The sequence below is a fragment of the Novosphingobium sp. BL-S-19 genome (assembly GCF_055521675.1).
In genome coordinates this window covers 485,548-507,684 of sequence record NZ_CM145497.1, presented here as the reverse complement: position 1 = coordinate 507,684, position 22,137 = coordinate 485,548, and the positions used below count along the sequence as shown (strand labels likewise).

Sequence of the window (22,137 nt, the reverse complement as noted above, 5' to 3'; positions counted from 1 at the left end):
AGAGGATTGCAAGCGATGGGCCAGACAGGCACCCCATTCCATCCGCGTCAGGCGCTCGATTTCACCGGAAAGACAGTTCTCGTCACGGGCGGTGGCGTCGGTATCGGGAGAGCCGTGGCGGAAAGCTTCAACGACGCCGGCGCCCAGGTGATCATTGCCGAGATCGATGCCGAACGCGCGAAGGCCGTGGAAGCCGATCTGCCCGGCGCACGTGTCATTCGATGCGATGTGCTCAAGCGTGAAACCCCGAAGGTTCTTGCAGAGCGGATCGCGTCGGAATTCGGCAAACTGGACGTGCTCGTCAACAACGTCGGCCATTTCGTGCACGCACGCCCCTTCGAAATGCTGGGCGAAGACGAGATCGACGAAATTCTCGATACCAATCTCGGCCATATCCTGCGGATGGACCGCGCGATGATTCCCCTGCTGCGCGCGGCCGGGCGCGGCGCGTCGATCATCAACATCACATCGATCGAGGCCTATCGCGGCATCCCCTATTGCTCGGTCTACGCGGCCGGCAAGGCGGGGCTGATGGGCTTCACCAAGAGCCTTGCACTCGAACTTGCCCCCGAAGGCATCCGCGTCAACGATATCGCCCCGGAAACCACCGATACCCCGCAAGTCGCGCTGGACTTCATGATCCCGCCCGAAAACCGCGACCATATGGACAAGTGGATCCCGCTCGGCCGCTTCGGCCATCCATCCGATTGCGCCGGGGCCGCGCTCTATCTGGCCAGCCCGCTTGCCTCCTGGGTGACCGGAACGGCCATCCATGTGGACGGCGGCGCACTCGCGGCCTCGGGCTGGATGCAGACCCCGCAAGGCGAATGGACGGTTGTCCCGATGATCAGCGCCAACGGCCTCAAAGTCCCGTCATGACGGCGCGGCACGAGGATCGCGCCGCCCTGCGCCGCACCGCCGCACTCTATGCGCGGGGCGCGGATCGCCGCTCAAAGGACGACTGGCGTGCGGTTCTTGCAGAGGAGGTGGAAATCACCGGCCCCGGTTTCGTGGCGAACGGTATCGAGGCCTGCCTGAAGTCCATCGATTTTCTGGCGCACGCGTTCAAGGCCACTCGTCACCTCGTCCACGATCAGATCGTGGAAATAGCGGGCGATCACGCCAGTGGAGAGACCCTGTGCACGGCGGAACATCGCATTGCGAATGCAGAGGGTCCGGACACCCTGATGTGCTGGGCGATCCGTTATCAGGACGAATGGCGGCGGGACGGTGCCAACTGGCGCTTCACCCGCAGGCACCTGATCGTCGACTGGGAAGAGAACCGGCCGGTCGGCGATCCAGGCCCGCCGCCCCCGCCGAATGTCAACCGATAGAACCACAATTGTACGGAGAGATTGTCCATGAAAGTTCTCGTCGTCGGGGGCACCGGCGCCCTTGGGGGCCATGCCGCGCTTCATCTTGCGGCAAAAGGCCATCAGGTCACCATCACCGGGCGCGGCACAGGCGCCAATGCCGCCACGCCCATGGCCAAGCTCGCCTATCTACAAGGCGACTATGTAACCGGCGATTTCACCCCGGATCGACTGGCGGGGTTCGACTGGGTCGTCTTTGCCGCCGGCAACGATCCGCGCCATGTGCCTGCGGGGGCGGACTTCGGGGCGTGGCTGCGGCAGGCCAATGACGTGGCCATTCCCGCATTCTTCGCCGCCGCGCGCGAGGCGGGCGTATCCCGTGCGGTGCAACTCGGCAGCTTTTACCCCCAGGCCGCTCCGTACCTGCTGGACGGCAATGTCTACATTCAATCGCGCCTTGCCGCCTGCGAAGGAGCGCGTGCCGAGGGTCGCGCTGGCTTCGACGTCTGCAGCGTGAATGCCCCCTTCATGGTCGGCACTGTCCCCGGCCTGCCCAGCGCGATCTTCGAACCTTACGCCCAGTGGGCCAAGGGACACCTGCCGATCCCGCCTTACGCACCGACCGGCGGCACAAATTTCATGTCATTCACGTCGCTTTCCGAAGCGATCGAGGGCGCGCTGGAACGGGGCGCCCCCGGCAAAGCCTATCTCGTCGGTGACGAAAATCTGTCGTTCCGGGAATACTTCCAGATGTTCTTCGACGCGGCGGGCCGATCCGATGTGCAACTGGAGGAACGGGACGCGGAAATGCCCCTGCTGCCCGACGTGGCGATCCCGCAAGGGCGCGGCAACTTCATCGATTACCAACCCGATCCCGTGGAAACCGCTCTGCTCGGCTATCGCCGGCAAGATGTCCGCGCGGCCGTGAACGATATCGCCGCCCAGTTCGGATAGGACGGATAGACACTATCGGCCGGCGTAACAGCCGGCCGATAGTCACCCTTTGGCGACGGCGCTGACGCCGACCACGCCATTGGTGAACTTCACCGTCTTCACCGCAATCGACGTTTCCACGTGCTGCACCCCTTCGACTGCCAAGATCTGGCGCACCGTGACCTCATGCAGATCCTCGATCTCTCGATAGAGGCAGGTGGTCATGATGTTGAATGGACCCAGCATCGTCATGATAGAATGGATCGTCGGGATCTGCCGCAATTCGCGGGCGATCTGCTTGAACCGCGTCATGTCCGCCTGGATCGAGACGAAAGCGGTTTTGGTACTGCGGTCCAGTTTAGGGCTGATCAGCGCGGTGAAGGCGATCAGGCCATCCTGCTGCAGCCGCTTCAGCCGCAGGCGGATAGTGCCTTCATTGACCCCCAGATCGGCGGCGATGCTGCGGTTGGACACGCGCGCATCCTTCGAAAGGATCGCGATGATGCGGTGATCGAGATCGTCGAGATCGGGCCAGCTCATTCCGCGTCCTCCACCGAATCCAGACCGAACTTGATGATGTCGAGTCCGATCGACTGGGTGATCGAGCGGATGCCCGCCACTTTCGAGAACTTCCTGGTCACGAACTGCGAAAGATCGTCCACGTTGGGCAGGGCCAGCAGCACGCTCACTTCGTAGCGGCCCGTCACCAGATAGGCGGCGAAGACTTCCTCGAACTGCGCCAGTTCTTCTGCAACGTCGCCCGGCGCGCGTCCGCTGACCTCGATGCCGATGTAGATCAGCACGTGATAGCCATGCACCGCGAAGTCCGAAACGGCGACCACGCGCAAGGTGCCGGACTCTTCCATGCGCCGCATCCGGGCGGAAACGGTGGTGGGTGCGATGTCCAGCGCCTTGGCGATCTGCTGGTGCGTGGCGCGGCCATTGCGCCGCAACTGCTCCACGATCTTCAGGTCCGTTTCATCGAAGTCCGCCAGATCGTCCATGCCCTCGCCCGTTTCTTTCCCATCGTTGCCGATAAGCGAAGGGTCTTGCCAGTATCGAAACGGCACGTCGAATCGAAAGCGCTTCTCCGCATTGGGAAATCCCCGGGCTTGATCGATGCTCAATCGCGTAGCAGCGAGCCGCCGTTGACGTGCCAGAGCTGGCCGTTGACCCATTCGCCGTCGTCGGAGGCGAGGAAGGCCACGGCGCCGGCAATATCGTCCGGCTGGCCAAGCCTGCGATGCGGGATCGCCTCCAGCATACCGGCCACATAGTCGTCGGTCAGGTGCTGGGCCACCGCCTCGGTCATCACCACGCCGGGGCAGATGCCGTTGGCGCGCACGCCCTGCTTGCCGAACTTGCGCGCGACATGGCGGACCAGCGCGTGCAGCGCGTTCTTGGTCATCGGATAGGCGACCTGCAGCGGATTGCCCGAAATCGCCGCGCCGGACGAGGTATAGATCATCGCCCCGCCGCCCCGCTCCAGCAGCACCGGCAGCGCCGCCTGCGTGGCGAGGAAATGGCTCTTGGCATTGATCGCGAAGGAACGATCCAGCACTTCCTCCGTGCAGTTCAGCACGTCGATATCGCCTTCCGTCCCTCCCGCGAGGTTGGAGTGGTAGAAGTCCAGCCCGCCGAATTCCGCCAGTGCCGCTGCCACGATCGCGGCCTGAGAGGCAGCGCTGGTGCCGTCCAGCCGCATGCCGATGACGTTGCCGCCCGCCACGCGCAGGGTCTGCGCGGTATCCAGCGCCCATTCCTCGACGATATCGCCGATCACCACCGAAGCACCCTCGGCTGCAAGGCGGCGCGCCGTTGCCGCACCGATGCCTCGCCCGCCGCCGGCTACGATGCCGACTTTGCCGCTCAATCCGCGCATTACCCGTACTCCTGAATTGTCATTGGCCGGCCGAGGCCGATCACACTTGCGGGCGCCGGTCCTTCCACGGCGCGGCCTGTTCCAGCTGACCGGCAAGGCGCAGCAGTCCCGCCTCGTCGCCGTAACGGCCGACGAACATCACGCCGATCGGCAGGCCGGCCTTCGACATGCCCAGCGGCACCGACATGGCGGGCTGGCCGGTCATGTTCTCCACTTGCGTAAAGGGTGAGAACGCCGCCGCGCGCGCGCCCCATGCGGCGAAATCGACACCCGGCGTCAGGTTGATCTTGCCCAGTTCCAACGGCGGCGCGGCCAGCGTGGGGGAGAGGATCATGTCGTAATCGGCCATGAACTGCGCCATCGTCAGCGCCGCCGCCTGCAGCGCATTGTTGGCCCGCACATAGTCCATGCCGGTGACGTGCTGGCCCATCTCCACGAAAGCCAGCGTGATCGGTTCCAGCACATCGGGGCCCACGGGAATGCTGGTGGCCTTGGCCCGGTCCAGCATGTCCGCCGCCACGGAAGAGGCGATCAACGCGAAACCGGCCGCGCCAAGGGCAGCCACGTCCAGCTTCGGCGCAGCCTCGACGACCGTGTGACCAAGGCTTTCGCACAGCCGCGCGGCGGCCAGCGCGGCATCGCGACACTCGGGATCGATCGGCGCGCGGGACGGCGCCTCCAGCATCAGCGCGATGCGCAGCTTGCCCGGCGCCTTGGTCACTTGCGCCAGGAACGTCTCATACGGGGTGGGCGCGGAATAGCGGCTGCCGGGCTCTACGCCGTGCGTAACGTCCAAGATCGCGGCGGAATCGCGGACGCTGCGCGTTACCGCGTGGTGCACCGAAAGCCCGCCCCACCCTTCCGTGCGCGGCGGCCCCATCGGCACGCGGCCGCGACTGGGCTTGAGGCCGAACAGGCCGCAGCACGATGCCGGAATGCGGATCGATCCGCCGCCGTCAGTCGCATGGGCAGCCGGGATCACGCCCGATGCCACCGCCACCGCCGCCCCGCCCGACGAACCGCCGGCAATATGCGCCGGGTTCCACGGATTGCGGGTAGCACCGGTCACCTGGTTCTCGGTCGTGCCGGTCAGACCCAGTTCGGGCACCGCGGTCTTGCCGAAGACGACGAAGCCCGCCTTCTCGATCCGGCGCACCAGTTCGGAGGTCACGTCGGGCCGGTAATCCTTGAAGAATCGGCTGCCGTTGCCGGTCGGCAGCCCGGCGATATAGGTGTTCAGGTCCTTCAGCAGCCAGGGCACGCCCCGGAACGGCCCTTGGGGAAGCCCGTTGGCAATCGCTGCGCGGCCATAGTCGTAATGCCGCTGCGCCATGAAATGCAGGCGCGGGTCTAGCGCCTCGGCCCGGCCGATCGCTGTATCCAGCAGTTCGAGTGGCGATACCTGACGCGTACGGACAAGCTCCGCCAGCCCCAGCGCATCGTGCGTATCGAGCGGATGGCCAGCCCCGGTCGCGGCCTTCGTGGCCGCAAGGGCAGGTGCGGCGGCAAGCCCCCCGGCCGCCGCCGCACCTGCGATCATCGTGCGACGGGTCATCGACGTTCCTTCTCCCGACATGTCCGCCATGTTCAATCCTGCTGGGCGTAGAAGCGGGAATAGAACTTGCGGAACTGCGGGATCGGACCGTCACCGTCGCAGATGATCGGAGAGGGCTCAAATTTCTGGCGGTCCCACACCACCTTGTCCTGATCGAACTGCTTGCAGATGTCGCGGATCAGGCCCTTGGCCAGCCGCCCCATCGGGCCTTCGGCCTGCGCCTTGGGCTGGGTGAAGCAGAAGCGGGCATGGACGTGATCCTCGCTCACCGGCGTAAGGCAGGCGATCATCAGCGTTTCGGAAATGCCGGTGAAGCGCGTCCAGCTCTGGCCCGGGCCCATCGTGTCATAGCTGATAAGGCCGTCCACTTCACCCATCGGCGTGCCCATCTTCGCCTTAACATCCGCACCGCGGCCCCATTCGCCCCAGCGCAGATCGCCCTGCGGCACATCGGCGGTGCCGTGGATGTACTTGAAGTGCGCAAAGTCCACGCCGTTTTCGGCCATGTTCTGCAGCGAACCCCAGACGTTCCATTCGTGGACCTCGTAATCGGTCCAGTCGGGATCGGTCGCCTCCGGCAGCACCGCCACTTCCCATAGCGGATCGGCGTCCTCAGGGTGATACCAGACCCAGATCCAGCGGTTCACTTCCACCACGTGCCAGGTGCGCACGCACTTGCGCTTCACCTGCGGCGGGATCGCGCGGGCATAGGGGATGTCCTTCACCACGCCCTCGTTCCCGTCATAGCGCCAGGCGTGGAACGGGCATTCCAGCAGGTTGCCGTTGACCTTGCCGCCGTGACCCATGTGCGCGCCAAGGTGGCGGCAATAGGCATCGACCACGCGCACCTGCCCATCCTCGCCCCGCCACATCGCCAGATCCTTGGCGAAGTAGTGCAGCGGCTTCACCTCGCCCACGGCAAGGTCGGCGGACAAGTCGATCGGATACCAGCCGAACGGGATGCCGTTATTCAGGTTGCGCGCTTCCACGGAAGCGCGGCCTTTCACTTCGGCAAGGCGCCAGTCGACCAGATCCTGGCCGCGCAGCTTTTCGAGGATCTGCCACACGGCAACGGGCGGGGTGCGCGCATCGCTGGCGGCGCGCGGATCGGCTTCGGACATGGGTACCTCTCCGGTCATGACTTGAGATCGAAAACCCTGATCGCGTTTTCGCGCAGGAACTTGGGCCAGACATGGTCCTTGAACGGCACGTTCTCCATGTCGGAAAAGATGCGTTCCAGGCTGAGGCCCATCGGGAAATAGCCGGCGTAGAGGATCTTCTCCGCGCCGCGCGTATTGGCGTAATCGATTATCGCCTTGGGGTAATGCTTGGGCGCGAAGGCGCTGGTGGAATAATAGAGGTTCGGCCACTTCAGCATCAGCTTCACCGCCAGCGCCTCCCACGGCTCTGCCCCGTGGCGCATGACGATCTTCAGGTCCGGGAAGAACCAGCAGACTTCGTCCAGATGCTCAACCTTCTGCGTTTCCATCGGGATGCGCGGGCCGGGAATGCCCACATTCAGCAGCACCGGCAGGCCCAGTTCCTCTGCGCAGGCGTAGATCGGGAACATGTACTTGTGGTTGATCGCCACCTGCGGCAGCGTTCCCGCCGGAAAGCAGCTGATCGCCGACAGGCCGACTTCGGCATGGATCCGCCGGATGCGCCGCACTTCCTCCATCCCGCGATTGGGATCGACCGGCAGGTCGAAGAAGAAGCGGTTTCCGAACATCTCCTTCGCGCGGTAGGACGTGGCATTGTCGTTCCAGCCGACCATAGCCTTGTCCACGTTGTGGCGGTCCATCTGCGCGACGGTCCAACTCACGAAATCGTCCACATCGCCGGTCTGCGGAATATCCTTGAACATGTACTGCGCGGGCATCGCGAACTGCTGGATCGTCTGCTGATCCTTGATCAGCGGACGGAACGGGGCGAACCATTCGGAACGGTCCTCCGCCTCCGGAATGCCGAGCATGCAGTCGATAATGCCGATGTCACGGGGCATGCCCATGCGATGTTCTCCTGTCCGTTGTCGCGTTGTCGGTTGCGCAGTCAGCCTTGCGCGGCCAGTTGCGGCCACAGCGCACGCAGCGCGATCTTGTCTATTTTCTGGGAATAGTTGCGCGGCAGCGGCCCGGCCGAGAAGGCGACGTGCGCCGGCACCTTGTAGCGGGCCAGCCGCCCGCCCACCCATTCGCGCACGGTATCCGCGTCCAGCCCGTCGGCATCGATCACCGCCACCAGCAGTTCGCCCAGCCGGTCGTCCGCCACCCCGAAAGTCGCGCATTCGCGCACTTGCGGCAGTTCGCTCAGCACTCGCTCCACTTCGGCGCAGTAGATGTTCTCACCGCCGGAGATGACCATGTCCTTCGACCGGTCGACGATGGTGATGTAGCCACGCTCGTCCTGAAAGCCGATGTCGCCGGTACGTAGCCAGCCATCGGGCGTGAGCGCGGCGGCGGTCTCTTCCGGCCGGTTCCAGTACCCTGACATGACCATGGCACTGCGCACCGTGATCTCGCCGCTCTCGCCGGCTGTGCAAAGGCCGCCGTCGGGCCGCACGATGCGCATGTCCACCAGCGGCAGCACGCGGCCGGCAGAGGCGCGCGCCTGCAGGAAATCGTCGCCCACAGCCTGCGCGATCGCGCCGGAGGTTTCCGTCATACCGTAGCCGGTGCCCAGCAGCGCGTGCGGGCAGAGGCGGTGTACTTCTTCCAGCAGATTCAGCGGCAGCGCCTGCCCGCCGGAGCCGATGTTGCGCAGCGATGCCAGATCGGCATCGGCCAGCCGCGCCTTGTGCACCATGTCCCACAGCATCGTCGGCACGGTGGAGAGCTGGGTGACATGCTCCTTGGCGATCAGCCGCACTGCTTCCGCCGCATCCCAGCGCCGCATCGTCACGATCTTCCCGCCCGAAAGCATCGGCGCCAGGAAGCCCGAACCCAGCCCGGAAATGTGGAACAGCGGATAGACCAGCAGGATCGCCTGCGGCGGCGCCTGCTCCATCATGGTCTCGACCGAAATCCCGTACTGGCGCGCCATGTTGTGCAGCACCATCGATCCGGTCAACTGCGTGCCCAGCAGTCCGGTAATCAGGCCGCGATGCGAAAGCACCGCCCCCTTGCAGCGGCCGGTGGTGCCGGATGTGAAGAGGATCGCGCAGGCATCGTCGGGCCCGGCGGGTGCGACGGGTTCGGGCTCCGCACCCTCCCCCTCCAGCGGATCGGTCAGGTCCAGAACACGGCCCCGATAGCCGCCATCGCGGATCGCCGTGGCACGCTCGCCATCGGCAAGAACCAGCGCCGGATCGACATAGTCGATGGTATCCGCAATCTCGGCCGCCGATCCCCGGCTGTTGAGCACCGCCGCCACGCCGCCGGCCTTGATGACGGCAAGGAAGGCCACCATCCATTCCGCCCGGTTGCGCATGGCGATCGCCACCCTGTCTCCTCGGCGGATGCCGAGGTGACGGACTAGCCGGTCACGCCATGCGAAAACCTCGGCATAGCTCAGCCGACGCTCGCCTTCGGGGCCTTCGAAATCGACGATCATCGTCTGATCGCCGAACCGGCGCGCCGTTTCCAGCAACTGGCCAAGGTCCGACGGCGCGTTGACGAAGATGCGCAGGCCGTCCCGCTCACCGATTTCGAACGGGGCACCGGCTGCGGTGACTTCCGCAAAGACCGGGTCGACCGTGGCCACCCCCGCACCGTCACACTGATTGAGCACTGCCTTCCCCTACCCGGTAGCCGTGGGCGCACATGGGTCCGGCCAAGCCCGCAAGGCCCGCTTTCGCAGCCCCGGCTTCGCGCCAGACATCCCGTTCCCGTCGACTCGCATCGTTTGTGTTCTGCGGCCAGAATATTCCCTTGTTCGCGTATTTCAAGGCAATTATTTTTACGCGCTATATCGACAACTGCGGCGCTGTGCGATTTTCCGAAGATCCCGCCATTCGCTCCACCAAGATGCCCATTTTTCGCATATTCAGGCGACACTTTCGCGCCATTTCATGCGTTCCGCGCAATCGCTCCATTTCGTCCTTTTGGCGTAGATTCGTATTTTTTATGTTTACATTCTACGCATTTTGAAGAATTCAATTGCGTAACGCAGCCGCTCGCGAGCTGCGCACCACGGGACAAGAGGAAGCTGGGAAAGCGATGATTCGGGATTTCGAAGGGCGCGTGGCCGTGGTCACCGGCGGCAGCGACGGCATCGGGCTGGCAACCGCCGCCCTGCTCGCCCGGCGCGGCGCGCTGGTGACGATCTGCGGGCGCCGGCAGGAAAAGCTGGACCACGCCCTGGCCACGATAGAGGCCGAAGGCAGCCGCATCACGGCGGTCCGGCTGGACGTGGCGGACTTCCCCGCCCTCACCGCGATGATCGAGGATGTCGCCCGCCGCCACGGCCGGCTGGACATGCTGGTGAACAACGCGATGTCCACCCACTACGCGCCGATCGCGCGGCTGACGATAGAGCACTGGCGAAAGGATTTCGCGGTCAACGCCGATGCCGCCTTCGTCGCTACGCAGGCGGCGATGAAGGCCATGACCGATGCCGGAAACGGCGGTGCCATCGTCAATGTCGCGTCCACGTGCGGGATCCGCGCGGCGCCCAACATGGCCAGCTATTCGGCCTCCAAGGCGGCGCTGGTCCATTTCACCGCAGTGGCCGCGATGGAAGGCGCGCCGCTGGGCATCCGCGTGAACGCCGTGGTCCCCGGCCAGGTACAGACCGTGGGGACGGCGGAATTCGCCGCCCGCGCGCCGCAGATCGCCGCGCGCACGACGGAGGCCATTCCCATGGGCCGCGGCGGCCATCCGGACGAACTGGCCCGCGCCATCGCCTTCCTGCTCTCCGACGATGCCAGCTACGTCACCGGCACCGCGCTGCCGGTGGACGGGGGCAAGGCCGCGCAACTCTACATGCCGTCCTGACGGCCAATCTCACCGGCGCGCCTCCGTCCGGAGGGTGTGCACCACACCGGTTCCGATCCGGGCACCAGCGATAGCGGGCCGGATAGGGCCGGACCTGCCGCGAACAAAAAGACAATCACGGGAGACAATCGATGCCGAAATGCCATCAGAGATTCAGCGGCCCCACCCTCATCGTGCGCTTGCTGGCGGGCGCCAGCGGGCTTGCGCTTGCCCTGCCCGCCATGGCGCAGGAAAAGCCGGCAGAGCCAGCCCAGTCCGGCCTGAACGAGATCGTGGTGACCGCGCAGAAGCGTTCGGAAAACCTGCAGGACGTGCCCATCGCGATCAGCGCCATCGGCAGCGAGAAGATCGAGCAGCTGGGCATCCAGGATTCGCGCGATCTCAGCGGCCTGGCGCCCAACGTCACGATCCTGCCGGGCACGGTGAGCAACAGCGCGGCGGTCTTCTCCATGCGCGGCATCTCCAACGGGGGCAGCGAAAGCTTCGGCGTCGATGCCGCGAACGGCCTCTATGTCGACGGCGTCTACATCGCCCGTTCGGGCGCGATGGGGCTGGACGTGATGGACATCCAGCGCGTGGAAGTGCTGCGCGGGCCGCAGGGCACGCTGTTCGGCCGCAACACTACCGGCGGCGCCATGGCCTTCATCTCCCGCGAACCGTCGAAGACCTTCCGCCTGAAGGCAGAGGCCGGATACGGCAACTTCGATGCGTGGAACGGCAAGATCATCCTCGATCCCGGTGAAATCGCCGGCGTGGCCACCAGCCTGTCCTACAGCCATTCGCAGCGCAATGGCGTGGTGGACAACATCCTGCAGCCCAAGGATTCGAAAGACCCCGGTGCGCGCAACAGCGATGCCTTCCGCATCGCCGCCCGCGCCGAACTGGGCGGCACCGGCAGCATCCAGTACATCTTCGACTGGAACCGGATCGACGGCAGCCCGCCCGCCTTCCAGCTGACCAACGTGGCGGACGGCACCTATCGCCCGCCGATCGTGGTGGACGGCCAATCGGTGGCGGTCACCCAACAGGCCCCGGTGGCGCAATATCTGGCCGGCGTGACGTTCGCCGATCCCGAATGCGCGGCACTGGCGGAGCCCCGGCGCAAGTACCGCAGCAAAGTCTGCAACGACATTCTGGGCAAGGCGATGGACAAGAGCTGGGGCCACAACCTGCAGGTCCAGAACGATTTCGGCGCCTTCAAGGTGAAGTCCACCACCGGCTATCGTTTCTGGAACAGCGATTCCGTCGCCGATCTGGACGGCATCGGCGCGTTCACCGGGCCGGCCTTTTCCAACGCCACGCTGTTCAACGGGATGCCCGTCTCGCTGCTGCAGTACATCCCCTCCATCCCCGCCGCCGCGCGCCCGTTCATCGCCGCCGCGCCGGTGCCGACGACGTCGCAGAACCTCTATGACATCAACAACCACCGCCACCACAAGCAGCTGAGCCAGGAGATCGAGGTTTCCGGCGATACCGACACGTTGGACTGGGTCGTGGGCGGTTTCTACTTCTGGGAAAAGGGATCGGAAGACGGCTATCAGAACAGCGGCTACGTCCTCGACACCAACGCGATCTTCCTGGCCAATTTCGGCGCGCTGGGCCCGTCCTTCGCCGCCGCCAATCCGGCGCGCTATCGCCTTGTGCAGACGCTGGCGCGGCTGACCTACACCGCCTCCAGCGAGAGCAAGGCGCTCTACGGCCAGTTCACGTTCTACCCCGGCGGGCGGGACAGCGGCATCCGCCTGACGGCGGGCGGGCGCTACACCTGGGACGACAAGAGCATGATCCGCCAGCAGAACGGCGCCGCGCCGCTGCCGGTGGCCGAAACCGGGCATGCCAGCTTCAGCAAGTTCACCTGGAATCTGATGGCCGGGTATGACATCGCGCACGACATCAACCTCTACGCCCGCGCGGCCACCGGCTATCGATCGGGCGGCTTCAACTCTCAGGACCCCGCGATCAGCGGCACGACCACGCTGCCACACTACAACCCGGAGAGCGTCACCTCCTACGAGATCGGCCTGAAGAGCGAGCTGTTCAACCGCCACTTGCGCCTGAACCTTGCCGCCTATCACAACATCTACAAGGATCTGGCGATCAACGTGCCGCTGACCGACGCGCCGGTGGGCACTTTCGCCACGCGCATCGGCAATGCCGGCAAGGTGACCTATACCGGCTTCGAAGTGGAAGCGCAGGCGGTGCTGAACGAGTACCTCTCGCTGGACGGCAACCTTGGCTATGTCGACATCAAGTACAAGGAGTTCCTGGCCGGCCAATCGACCACGCCGGGGGCGCCGCCGGTCAATATCGCCTCCATCGTGACGCCGGGATACACCTCGCCGCTCACCGCCAATGCCGCGATCAATGCGCAGTTCCCGCTAGGCTGGAACGACGCCACGCTGAAGGCGCGCGTGGGCTATACGCATGAGGACGGCAAATACAGCTTCACCAGCATCACCACCTCCCCGTTCAACGACGTGTTGAAGGGGGACGACCGCGACGTGATCGACGCGCAGATCGGCGTGGAGAACATGGCACTTGCCGGCGGCCACGGCTTCGTCCGCTTCTGGGTGAAGAACCTGACCAATGCCAAGGACTTCGTGCGCGCCATCGATTTCGGGCAGCTGGGTTATGGCGGCGGCTATTACGCCGATCCGCGCACGTATGGCGTGACGGTAGGCGTCACGTTTTAATAACTCTCCGCGCGGGTTCCATCCTGCGCCGCGGGCCGGCACTGTCAGCGTGTCGGCCCGCCACTCTGTTTGAGCCCCGGGGTCAGACCCCGGGTGGTCAAGCCTGAGACAGCCAATTGCGCAGCAGGAAGTTGGTCTGCTCGGGATGCTCCAGCGCGGCCATGTGTCCGCACGATCCGATCTCGTGATAGCTGGAACCGGCCACCCGCGCGTGGATCTCCCGCGCGTGGTCGGGCGGGGTGATGCGGTCGCCGTCGCCCACGACGATCATCGTCGGCACGGCGATCTGCGACAGATCCTCCAAAGCATCGGGGCGCGTCATGATCGCGTGCTGCTGGCGGATGAAGGCATCGCCGCCCACGCGTGATGCCATGGCGCGCATTTCGTCCGCCACCGGGCCGGTCGTGTGGTCCGGATGGACAAGCTGACCCAGCAGCTTGTGCGTCACGCCCAGGAACTTGCCCCGGCGCAGCGATTCGATGCCCGCCATGCGCTGCTGGCGGCGTTCCGCCGTGTCACTGCGCGCGCTGGAGTTGATCAGCGCAAGGCGAGAGATCCGCTCCGGCGCGCGGCGCATGATTTCCAGCGCCACGTAGCCGCCCATCGACAGACCGACGAGCGAGAAGCGTGCAGGCGCGGCGGCCAGCGTCCGTTCGGCCATGGCGGAAACGGTATCGTCCAGCGTCAGATCGGCCACCATCGGCGCGGCAACATCCGCCAGCGCGCTGATCTGCCGGCGCCACAGCGCCTGATCGCACAGCAGGCCGGGCAGGAACACCACGGGCTCCAGCGCGGCGGCGCGCTGCGGAACCTCGCGCGGCCACAGGCTGCGCGCCTGCACCGTGTTGCCCGTCTCCTGAATCGCCAAACTTGCCATATCAAATCTCCTGCGGGCGAGATGCGCTTGCACACTCCATCTGTCCAATTCATGATGAAGGCGATCTTGATATGTTTTGGGTATGACATGGAACTGCGCCACATCCGCTATTTTCTCGCCGTGGCGGAGGAACGCCACTTCACCCGCGCCGCGCATCGGCTGGGCATCAACCAGCCGCCGCTGAGCCATCAGATCAAGGATCTGGAAGCCGAAGTCGGCACGCCGCTGTTCCACCGCATCCCGCAGGGTGCCGAACTGACCGAGGCGGGCCGCGCGTTCGAGGAAGGGGTGCGGCAAATCCCCGGACTGGTGGCGGCGGCGGTCAATGCCGCACAGCGTGCCGCTGCGGGCGAAACCGGGCGGATCCGCGTGGGCTTCACCGGATCGGCCGCGTTCAATCCGCGCGTGCCGCAGGCCATCCGCGTCTATCGCCGGCGCTTCCCCGACGTGGAACTCAGCCTGGCCGAGCACAATTCGAACGGCCTTGTCGAAGGGCTGCGCAATGGCACGCTGGATGCCGCCTTCCTCCGGCCGGAAGCGGTAGACAAGCACGACTTGCGGCTGTTCCATCTGGCCGACGAGCCGCTGATCGCCGCGCTCGCCTCAAGCCGAATGCCGCATGGCGAGCCGATCCGGCTGGAGCAGCTTGCCGGCGATCCCTTCATCCTCACCCCGCGCGTGCTGGGGCCGACGCTGTTCGATGCGACACTGGAGGGATGCCGCCGCGCCGGGTTCGAGCCGGTGCTGGGCCAGTCCGCCCCGCAGGTCGCCTCCGTCCTTGCGCTGGTCGCGGCCGAGCTGGGCGTGGCGCTGGTGCCGGAATCGATGCGCGACGCCTCTTTCAAGGGCGTGACCTATCACGACCTCAAGGGCGATTCCCCCACGGTCACGCTTGCCCTGGCCACGCGCGCGGACGAGCGCGCCGCCACCGTTGCGGCCTTCGTGGCGGAGGCGCGCTTCCCGTCAGAGACCGAAGCGGCCTGACGCCGTCAATTGAACGATTCGAGCGCGCGGCGATCTTCGCTGGAGACATATTCGCAGGCGAGCAGCGTCTTGCCGCCCAAGGCCGGCCCCTCGCGGGCGATCACCGAGACCAGCCCCATTTCCGGATCGACCTGCTGATCGTCCGGCAGCGGACGGGAAAAGCCAAGCGAGGAGGCTCCGAAAAGGTGCGATTTTTCGGGTGCCAACTGGTACTTCGCCGCCGCCTGCGCCGCGACACCGCCTTCCAGCAGCACGCCCACGGACGTTCCGGCGAAGACCACGTCCTGCGTCACGAAGCCGTCCCGCTTGATCGGCGCGGGAAGGTGGTAGATCGCGGCGCCCAGCGTGGAGGTGTCCGGCTTGGCCAGCTTTTCGGCCGCTTCGTAAAGCTGCGTCGCCGTGTCCATGGAATAGGCCGGCTGGCACAGCGCGGCGGCGAAAAAGTCAGGCTCGGCATCCTCGGCAGAGGCCGAAGTGGCACTGCACGCCAGCAGGATTGCAGCGGCAGCGGCGGGCAAGCTCATGATTTGAAAGCGCATAGGCATGCAATGGCTCGCTAACCCGTCGCGATCAACCGCTCTCTTCAAGTCAAACGGAACTTCAGATGGAAGGGCCGATCAGAGTAAACGGACAAGCCTGACAGCCAATCCGCTCATGACGGGTTACATTCCCGTCATGAGCACAATCGAACAAACCCTCGCCCTGCCGCTTCGGCGCAATATCAACCCCTTGCAACTGGGCCTCGGCAGCACGGTCGCGCTGGTTGGCGTGCTGCTGGCGGCGGGGCATTTGCTGGCGGCCTAGAACAGGCCGTCGTCGAAATCGTCGTCGTCGTCCAGGAACAGGTCGCCCAGCCCATCGTCGGCGGCGACTGCCTGTTCCGAGGCGGGTAGAAACGCGCGGTGTACTTCGCGCTCGCGGGCCATGGTGTAGCGCGCGGCGATAGTGCCCAATAGCGCGGCCAGCGCTTCCTGCCCCGATTCCGGCATGTCTTCACAGGCCCGACCGAACTGCGCCAGATGATCGGCGATCCGGGCAAGCGGCTCGCCCACTTCGGCTTCGCAATCGACCTGATCCATCGTATCGGCGAGAATCCCGGTCACTGCCGCAGCGTTCTGATCCAGTTCGGACAGGCCCTGACGCATGCGCTGGCCGCCGTCGCGGATGCAATCCAGCGATTCCGTCAGCGCCTGCCCCGCATCGGCAGGCTCATCGTGATCGGAGCCCTTGATGACCGCCGCCGCCTCGGTCAAACCGTCGAACGACTGCGCGATGCCCGATGCGATGGTCGCCAGCGTCGCGGCGAACCCGCGAATTTCCGCCGCGACCACCGCCAGCCCGCGTCCTTCGGTGCCCATGCGATAGCAGCGCAGATCGGTGTTCCACGCCATCTGCTGCACATCGCTGGTAATGCGGTGGACAGTGGCCAGCCGCTGCGCGAGATTTTCGGCCGTGGTGGAGGCCACGCTGCTCAGGCGGTTCGACCGGTCATCGGCCTCTCGCAAGCTGGCGGTGACGCTGGCCACATCGCCCACGCTGCGTTCCAGCCGCTGCAGGAACACGCCTTCGTTTTCGCCCCCGCTCTCGCCCTCATTCCCGGCATCGCCGTCCTGCAGGTCCAGCAGGCTGGCGGCGCTGGGGCCGATCGCGCGCAGGCTGCTTGCCAGCAGCCGCGCCTCTGCCTGGAACGTCTCCAGCGTGTCCGCCGCCTGCGCCGCCAGCAGCGCCATGATATGGCCGCCGATCGCCGCGCGGTCGCTGTCTTCGACATAGAGCGCATCGATCAGGAAGGCATCGATATCGCCCAACCCGTCGGCCACATGCTCCAGCCGCTGGCGGGTGATGTCACCCACCTGCAGCGCGCCCAGCGCGGTGCCGACCTGGTTGCGGATATGGCGCGCCACTTCGGCGATGCGCACCGCGCGGTCGGCAAGGTCCTGCTGGTGCTGCTGCAAGGCGCGCGCGTCCTCCGCCAGCTTGCGCGGCACGTGCGGGATCACCACCGTGCATTCGGCGGCGAGCTGGCGCTCCACCTCGAACATGTCCGGCACGGCTTCGGCCAGCCATGCGATCTCGCGCGCGATGCTTTCCATCTCCTGCTCGCCCAGATCGATCTTGGCGAACATCATGTCTGCAAAGCCCGAAAAGTCGCCCGATCCAGCCGCCGCCACCTTGATGTTGAGCCCGCAGATCCGCAGGAAACTGAGCGTGCGGTTCACCTGATCGATCTGCCCGGCCAGCGCCGCGCTCGATTGCTCGATGGCGCCCAGCGCCTGATGCCGGGTCGCCTGAATGGCCGGCAGGCGCATGAGCCGGTCCGCCGTGCGATGCATGTTGTCCACCGCCGCTTCGGCCGCGTCGCGTTCGAAGGCATTGGTCACGCTTTCCAGCGCGCCGATCAGCGTTTCGACGATCTCGTAGGCACGCGCCAGCGCCGTGCCCGCCGCCACGAAGCGCGCGTCCAGCCCGCTGGATACCGCCACCAGCGCATCGCGAAGCTCCATGCGGGCCATCGCGGGATCGGCCGAAAACACGGCTTCGCGGTCAAGATCGGTCGGTTCGAGAACCAGGGCTTCAAGAATCAGGGCACCCTCCAGACCGGCCTTTGCCGGTTCCTCCAAGACGGGATCGGGAAAACAGAGCACGGTCATCGCGCGGTGGCCGCCAGCACTTCGCGGGCGATGGAGCACAGCGGGATCACCCGGTCCGCCGCGCCGCGCGCGATGGCTTCCTTGGGCATGCCGAAGACGATCGAGGTCGCCTCATCCTGCGCGAACGTGCGCGCGCCGGCCTGCTTCATTTCCAGCAAGCCGCGCGCACCGTCATCGCCCATGCCGGTCATGATCACGCCCACCGCATTCGATCCGGCCGAGCGCGCGGCGGAGCGGAACAGCACGTCCACCGAGGGACGATGGCGCGACACCAAAGGACCGTCCTTCACCGCGACGCAATAGCGCGCGCCCTGCCGTTCCAGCATCAGGTGCTTGCCGCCCGGCGCGATCAGCACATGGCCGCGCAGCACCGGATCGCCGTCCGCCGCTTCCTTCACGTCCACTTCGCACAGGCCGTTCAGACGCTTGGCGAAAGCGCGGGTGAAATTCTCCGGCATGTGCTGGACGACGACGACGCCCGGCGCATTGGCGGGCAGCGTTTCCAGCACTTCGCGCAGGGCCTCGGTCCCGCCGGTGGAGGCGCCAAGGCAGACCACCATCTCGGTCGTGCGGCTCATCGCGCGGCCGCTGGGCGGGGGCAGCACGGCATCGGCGGTCAGCTTCTTGGGCGGCCCGTCCGACTTCGCCTCACGCACGGCGGGGCGGCCGCGAACGCGCGCGCGGGAGGCGCCCTTCACTACATCGCGGATCTGTAGATTGTGCTCGGCCAGATGATCGGCCACGCCGATGCGCGGCTTCAGGATCACGTCCACCGCGCCGGCTTCCATCGCTTGCAGCAGCGTTTCGGAGCCTTCTTCCGTCAGCGACGAGCACATGACCACCGGCACCGGGCACTGCGCCATCAGCTTGCGCAGGAACGTGATGCCGTCCATGCGCGGCATTTCCACGTCCAGCGTGATGACGTCGGGCACTTCCTCCTGAATCCGCCGCGCGGCGCTGAACGGATCGGGGGCGGCGCCGATCACCTCGATCTCCGGATCCTCCTGAAGGATCGCGGTCATCGTCTGGCGCACGCTGGCGGAATCGTCGATGACGAGGACGCGGATCTTCTTGCCCGTCAGCATCGCCTCAGCCCTTCCGGAACACGGTATTGGCCACTTGCGTCAGCGGCAGATCGTGCCCGGTGATCGATTCCGAATGGCCCAGGAACAGGTATCCCCCCGGCTTCAGGCAATCGACGAGGCGGGAGACGACCTTGCGCTGCGTCGGCTTGTCGAAATAGATCAGCACGTTGCGGCAGAAGATCAGGTGCATGGGCTCACCCACCGGATAGTGGTCGTCCATCAGGTTCAGCCGGGCGAAGCCGATCGCGCTGCGCAGTTCGGGCACCATGCGCACATCGCGCCGCTTCGGATCGCGGGAGGCCATCACGTATTTGCGCTGAAGCGCCGCAGGCACCGGCTCCACCAGTTCGGACGGGTAGATGCCGCTGCGCGCGGTTTCCAGCACATCGGTATCGAGATCGGTGGCCAGAATGCCATAGGCCGGGCCGCCGCGGGATTCGGCGTGATCGTCCAGCACCATGGCCAGCGTGTAGGGCTCCGGCCCGGTGGAGCAGGCGGCGCTCCAGGCGCGGATGCTGCGCACGCCGCGCGCGGTCATTTCCGGCAGGATCACATTGCTCAGGTAATCGAAATGGCCGGGTTCGCGGAAGAAATCGGTCTTGTTGGTGGTGACCGCGTTGATCAGCGCCGGCCCTTCCTGCGGCAGGTTGTCCGCCGTGAACAGCAGATCGCAATAGGCATCCAGCGTGGGCGAGCCGGTGGCACGCTGGCGGCGGCGCAGCCGGCCTTCCAGCATGGTCTGCTTGCTGTCGGGCATCTTGATGCCCGATTCCTCATAGATGTAGGCCGCCAGCCGCGCAAAGTTGCGCTTGCTCATGCGGTCGCCGCCAAGGGGCGCCCCCGAAGTCTGCGGGGTGGCGGGGCGACTGGCAAGAGCGGATGCGGTCATCTGCGCGGCTTTCAACGGTAGAGGGACGGATTCAGACAGGCAGCGCGACGGGTGCGGAAAGCTGGGCGACATCCTCGGCAGAGAAGACGCGCGCCATGTTCACCAGCACGGTGAAGCCTTCGTCGCGCTTCACCACGCCGCCGATGTAGTCGGACGGCCAGCGCACGCCCACATCGGGCGCGGCGCTCATCTGGTCGGCGCGGAAGCTGGTGACCTCGATCACGCGGTCGACCACCAGCCCCAAGGTCAGCACCCGGTCGTCCAGCGGGATATCGATCACCAGGATGCGCGTTGCCGGCGTCGGCTCCACCGGCGGCAGGCCAAGCCGCAGGCGGAAATCGATCGTGGTCACGCCTTCGCCGCGCATGTCGGTCAGGCCCAGCAGGTAATCCGGGCCGCCCGGAATGCGGAAAGTGTCCCGATAGTCCAGAATCTCGCGGACCAGTGCCACCGGCACCGCGAAGATCTCTGCACCGAGGCCGAACGTTACGGCCTGGATTTCCTGCGTATGGGTCATGCGGTCTGCATCCCGAAGGCGTCGTCATGGTCGTCCGCACCGCCCATGGCGAGATCGAGCGCGAAGCCGTTCGGACGGGCGTGGCCGTTGGTCGCCGGGCGCTTGGCGGCGGTCTTGATCGGGGCCTTTACCGCCACTTTCGCAGGGACCGGCTTGCGCGCGGGGGCCGCGCTGCGGGCCATCCCGGCCGAGCGGCCCGGCTTGCCGGCATCCTCGACCGTGAAATAGGCCATGCTTGCCTGCAGCTCCTCGGCCTGCGCCGCCAGCTCTTCCGACGTGGCCGAGATTTCCTCGGACGCGCCGGCGTTCTGCTGGGTCACCTGATCCAGCTGCTGGATCGCCTGATTGATCTGGCCGGCACCGATGTCCTGTTCGCGGCAGGCGGCGCTGATTTCGGAGATCAGTTCGGCGGTACGGCGAATGTCGGGCACGAGGCGCGAGAGCATCTCGCCCGCTTCGGTGGCGGCATCGACGGTGTTGGACGAAACCGCGCTGATCTCTGCGGCCGCACCCTGGCTGCGTTCGGCCAGCTTGCGCACTTCGGAAGCGACAACCGCGAAGCCGCGACCATGCTCGCCCGCGCGCGCCGCTTCCACTGCCGCGTTCAGCGCCAGCAGGTCGGTCTGGCGGGCGATTTCCTGCACGATGCCGATCTTCTCGGCAATCGTGCGCATCGCACCGACCGCACGGTCGACCGCGACGCCGCTGGCTTCGGCATCCTGTGCCGACTGGCGGGCGATCTTCTCGGTCTGCGCCGCATTCTCGGCGTTCTGCTTGATGTTGGCGGACATCTCTTCCATCGAAGCCGATGCCTGCTCGGCCGCGGCGGCCTGCTCGGTCGCGCCTTGCGAGACCTGTTCGGAGGTCGAGGACAGTTCCTGACTACCGCTGGCCACATTGTTGGCCGCCACGGTGGCATCGCCCACGACGCCGCGCAGACGCTCGATCATGCGGACGAGCGCGTGGCCCAGCTTGTCTTCATCCGACAGCGGCTTGTGCGACACGGTCAGGTCGCCGTCGGCAATCTTGTCGGCCAGACCGGCGCTGATGCGCAAGTTGGCGGTCATCTTGTTCACGGTATCGACCAGATCCTTGATCTCGTCGTTCGAGGTGACTTCCACGTCCTGATCGAGATCGCCGATGGCCACCGCGTTGATCACGGTGCTGATACGGCCCAGACCACGCGAAACGATCAGCGAGATCCAGACACCGCCAGCCAGCGCGCCCAGGATGGCGATGGCGGCCACGGTCAGCAGGGTATAGCGGGCCGAGGCGTAGAGCGCGTCGGTATCGGTATCGACCTGCTTCATGTCGTCACGCGCGCGATCGACAAGGGTATCGGCCTGCTTGTTCACGCGGTCCAGCACGGCGCGTGCCGGGCCAAGCGCCAGCCGGGCAGCCTCGTCGTTCTGGTTCGCGCGGGCCAGATCGCGGATGCGCGTGTCCAGCGGCTTGTAGTTGTCGAGCGCCGCGCGCATGTCGCGCCAGGTCTGCCGCGTATCTGGCGTTGCCGCTGCCTCACCCTCTTCGACCAGACCGTCGAATTCGGTCAGCGCGCGCGTCACCTTGTCGTCGAATTCCTTCAGCTGCGCCGGGTCGTTCGTCATCGTCATGCTGCGCTCGTTGCGCGACATCGTGCCGAACACGACCTGCACCCGCTCTGCACGGTCAAGCCGCGCGGCCGGGCCGGAAATCAGGTCGGTGATCGCCGTGTTCAAAGTGCTGAGGCGGGTAAGGCTGACGCCGACAAGCACGGCCAGCAGCAGCAGGATTATGCCGAACGTGACGGCCAGCTTCATTTTGATGGTTGCACGCATGGAAAAAAGT

21 protein-coding genes are annotated in these 22,137 nt (G+C 65.8%); 7 read left to right on the top strand and 14 right to left on the bottom strand.

Going from position 1 to position 22,137, the window contains the following annotated elements:
• The first annotated feature begins 15 nt into the window (after window positions 1–15).
• The 3 genes from ACZ1JV_RS02160 to ACZ1JV_RS02150 are packed head-to-tail and all read left to right on the top strand — an operon-like array spanning window position 16 to window position 2,267.
• Complete coding sequence (locus tag ACZ1JV_RS02160; RefSeq protein ID WP_465149425.1) at window positions 16–879, top strand: SDR family NAD(P)-dependent oxidoreductase; 864 nt, start codon at window positions 16–18, stop codon at window positions 877–879.
• On the top strand, window positions 876–1,334 hold the full coding sequence (locus tag ACZ1JV_RS02155; protein WP_465149424.1) for a nuclear transport factor 2 family protein: 459 nt from the start codon (window positions 876–878) through the stop codon (window positions 1,332–1,334). The genes ACZ1JV_RS02160 and ACZ1JV_RS02155 overlap by 4 nt, the downstream gene beginning before the upstream one ends.
• Before the next feature lie 27 nt (window positions 1,335–1,361).
• A complete protein-coding gene (locus ACZ1JV_RS02150) occupies window positions 1,362–2,267 on the top strand; it encodes an NAD-dependent epimerase/dehydratase family protein (RefSeq protein WP_465149423.1) in 906 nt (301 codons plus the stop codon).
• Window positions 2,268–2,309: 42 nt separating this feature from the next.
• Here ACZ1JV_RS02150 and ACZ1JV_RS02145 read toward each other — a convergent pair whose 3' ends face one another.
• From ACZ1JV_RS02145 to ACZ1JV_RS02115, 7 genes are all read right to left on the bottom strand, one after another.
• The gene (locus ACZ1JV_RS02145) at window positions 2,310–2,786 is read right to left on the bottom strand and encodes an Lrp/AsnC family transcriptional regulator (RefSeq protein WP_465149422.1); all 477 of its coding nucleotides are present in this window, start codon (window positions 2,784–2,786) and stop codon (window positions 2,310–2,312) included.
• Window positions 2,783–3,250, bottom strand: coding sequence for an Lrp/AsnC family transcriptional regulator (locus ACZ1JV_RS02140; protein WP_465138758.1), 468 nt, complete (start codon window positions 3,248–3,250; stop codon window positions 2,783–2,785). Before ACZ1JV_RS02140 ends, ACZ1JV_RS02145 begins: the two co-directional genes overlap by 4 nt.
• 119 nt (window positions 3,251–3,369) lie before the next feature.
• Window positions 3,370–4,128 carry an SDR family NAD(P)-dependent oxidoreductase gene (locus ACZ1JV_RS02135; RefSeq protein ID WP_465149421.1) on the bottom strand — a complete coding sequence of 253 codons (759 nt, stop codon included), beginning with the start codon at window positions 4,126–4,128 and terminating at the stop codon, window positions 3,370–3,372.
• A gap of 40 nt (window positions 4,129–4,168) precedes the next feature.
• On the bottom strand, window positions 4,169–5,683 hold the full coding sequence (locus ACZ1JV_RS02130; RefSeq protein WP_465149420.1) for an amidase: 1,515 nt from the start codon (window positions 5,681–5,683) through the stop codon (window positions 4,169–4,171).
• A 32-nt stretch (window positions 5,684–5,715) separates the two neighbouring features.
• Window positions 5,716–6,804, bottom strand: a complete 1,089-nt coding sequence (locus ACZ1JV_RS02125; RefSeq protein WP_465149419.1) for a Rieske 2Fe-2S domain-containing protein — start codon at window positions 6,802–6,804, stop codon at window positions 5,716–5,718.
• Between the two features lie 14 nt (window positions 6,805–6,818).
• The gene (locus ACZ1JV_RS02120; protein WP_465149418.1) at window positions 6,819–7,691 is read right to left on the bottom strand and encodes an amidohydrolase family protein; all 873 of its coding nucleotides are present in this window, start codon (window positions 7,689–7,691) and stop codon (window positions 6,819–6,821) included.
• Between the two features lie 41 nt (window positions 7,692–7,732).
• Window positions 7,733–9,409, bottom strand: a complete 1,677-nt coding sequence (locus tag ACZ1JV_RS02115) for a class I adenylate-forming enzyme family protein (RefSeq protein ID WP_465149417.1) — start codon at window positions 9,407–9,409, stop codon at window positions 7,733–7,735.
• 428 nt (window positions 9,410–9,837) lie between these two features.
• Here ACZ1JV_RS02115 and ACZ1JV_RS02110 point away from each other — a divergent pair, with 428 nt between their 5' ends.
• Window positions 9,838–10,614, top strand: a complete 777-nt coding sequence (locus ACZ1JV_RS02110; RefSeq protein ID WP_465149416.1) for an SDR family NAD(P)-dependent oxidoreductase — start codon at window positions 9,838–9,840, stop codon at window positions 10,612–10,614.
• A gap of 131 nt (window positions 10,615–10,745) precedes the next feature.
• Complete coding sequence (locus ACZ1JV_RS02105) at window positions 10,746–13,307, top strand: TonB-dependent receptor (protein WP_465149415.1); 2,562 nt, start codon at window positions 10,746–10,748, stop codon at window positions 13,305–13,307.
• 97 nt (window positions 13,308–13,404) lie between these two features.
• Here ACZ1JV_RS02105 and ACZ1JV_RS02100 read toward each other — a convergent pair whose 3' ends face one another.
• On the bottom strand, window positions 13,405–14,184 hold the full coding sequence (locus ACZ1JV_RS02100; protein WP_465149414.1) for an alpha/beta fold hydrolase: 780 nt from the start codon (window positions 14,182–14,184) through the stop codon (window positions 13,405–13,407).
• Between the two features lie 87 nt (window positions 14,185–14,271).
• Between ACZ1JV_RS02100 and ACZ1JV_RS02095 the strand changes: the two genes are divergently transcribed.
• Window positions 14,272–15,168, top strand: a complete 897-nt coding sequence (locus ACZ1JV_RS02095) for a LysR family transcriptional regulator (protein WP_465149413.1) — start codon at window positions 14,272–14,274, stop codon at window positions 15,166–15,168.
• Between the two features lie 5 nt (window positions 15,169–15,173).
• On the opposite strand, the gene ACZ1JV_RS02090 is transcribed toward ACZ1JV_RS02095, so the two are convergent.
• Window positions 15,174–15,692 carry a hypothetical protein gene (locus ACZ1JV_RS02090; RefSeq protein ID WP_465149412.1) on the bottom strand — a complete coding sequence of 173 codons (519 nt, stop codon included), beginning with the start codon at window positions 15,690–15,692 and terminating at the stop codon, window positions 15,174–15,176.
• 130 nt (window positions 15,693–15,822) lie between these two features.
• Between ACZ1JV_RS02090 and ACZ1JV_RS02085 the strand changes: the two genes are divergently transcribed.
• On the top strand, window positions 15,823–15,972 hold the full coding sequence (locus ACZ1JV_RS02085; protein WP_465149411.1) for a hypothetical protein: 150 nt from the start codon (window positions 15,823–15,825) through the stop codon (window positions 15,970–15,972).
• On the opposite strand, the gene ACZ1JV_RS02080 is transcribed toward ACZ1JV_RS02085, so the two are convergent.
• From ACZ1JV_RS02080 to ACZ1JV_RS02060, 5 genes are all read right to left on the bottom strand, one after another.
• Window positions 15,969–17,819: a hypothetical protein gene (locus tag ACZ1JV_RS02080; protein ID WP_465149410.1), complete on the bottom strand. Its 1,851-nt coding sequence runs from the start codon at window positions 17,817–17,819 to the stop codon at window positions 15,969–15,971. The two genes, ACZ1JV_RS02085 and ACZ1JV_RS02080, sit on opposite strands and share 4 nt — an antisense overlap.
• Complete coding sequence (locus ACZ1JV_RS02075; RefSeq protein ID WP_465149409.1) at window positions 17,816–18,904, bottom strand: protein-glutamate methylesterase/protein-glutamine glutaminase; 1,089 nt, start codon at window positions 18,902–18,904, stop codon at window positions 17,816–17,818. The genes ACZ1JV_RS02080 and ACZ1JV_RS02075 overlap by 4 nt, the downstream gene beginning before the upstream one ends.
• Window positions 18,905–18,908: 4 nt before the next feature.
• Entirely contained in the window at window positions 18,909–19,721 is an 813-nt protein-coding gene (locus tag ACZ1JV_RS02070; protein ID WP_465149762.1) for a CheR family methyltransferase, read from the bottom strand.
• 103 nt (window positions 19,722–19,824) lie between these two features.
• Window positions 19,825–20,310 (bottom strand): chemotaxis protein CheW, encoded by a 486-nt coding sequence (locus ACZ1JV_RS02065; RefSeq protein WP_465149408.1) that lies wholly within the window; start codon window positions 20,308–20,310, stop codon window positions 19,825–19,827.
• On the bottom strand, window positions 20,307–22,127 hold the full coding sequence (locus ACZ1JV_RS02060) for a methyl-accepting chemotaxis protein (RefSeq protein ID WP_465149407.1): 1,821 nt from the start codon (window positions 22,125–22,127) through the stop codon (window positions 20,307–20,309). Before ACZ1JV_RS02060 ends, ACZ1JV_RS02065 begins: the two co-directional genes overlap by 4 nt.
• Between the last annotated feature and the right edge of the window lie 10 nt (window positions 22,128–22,137).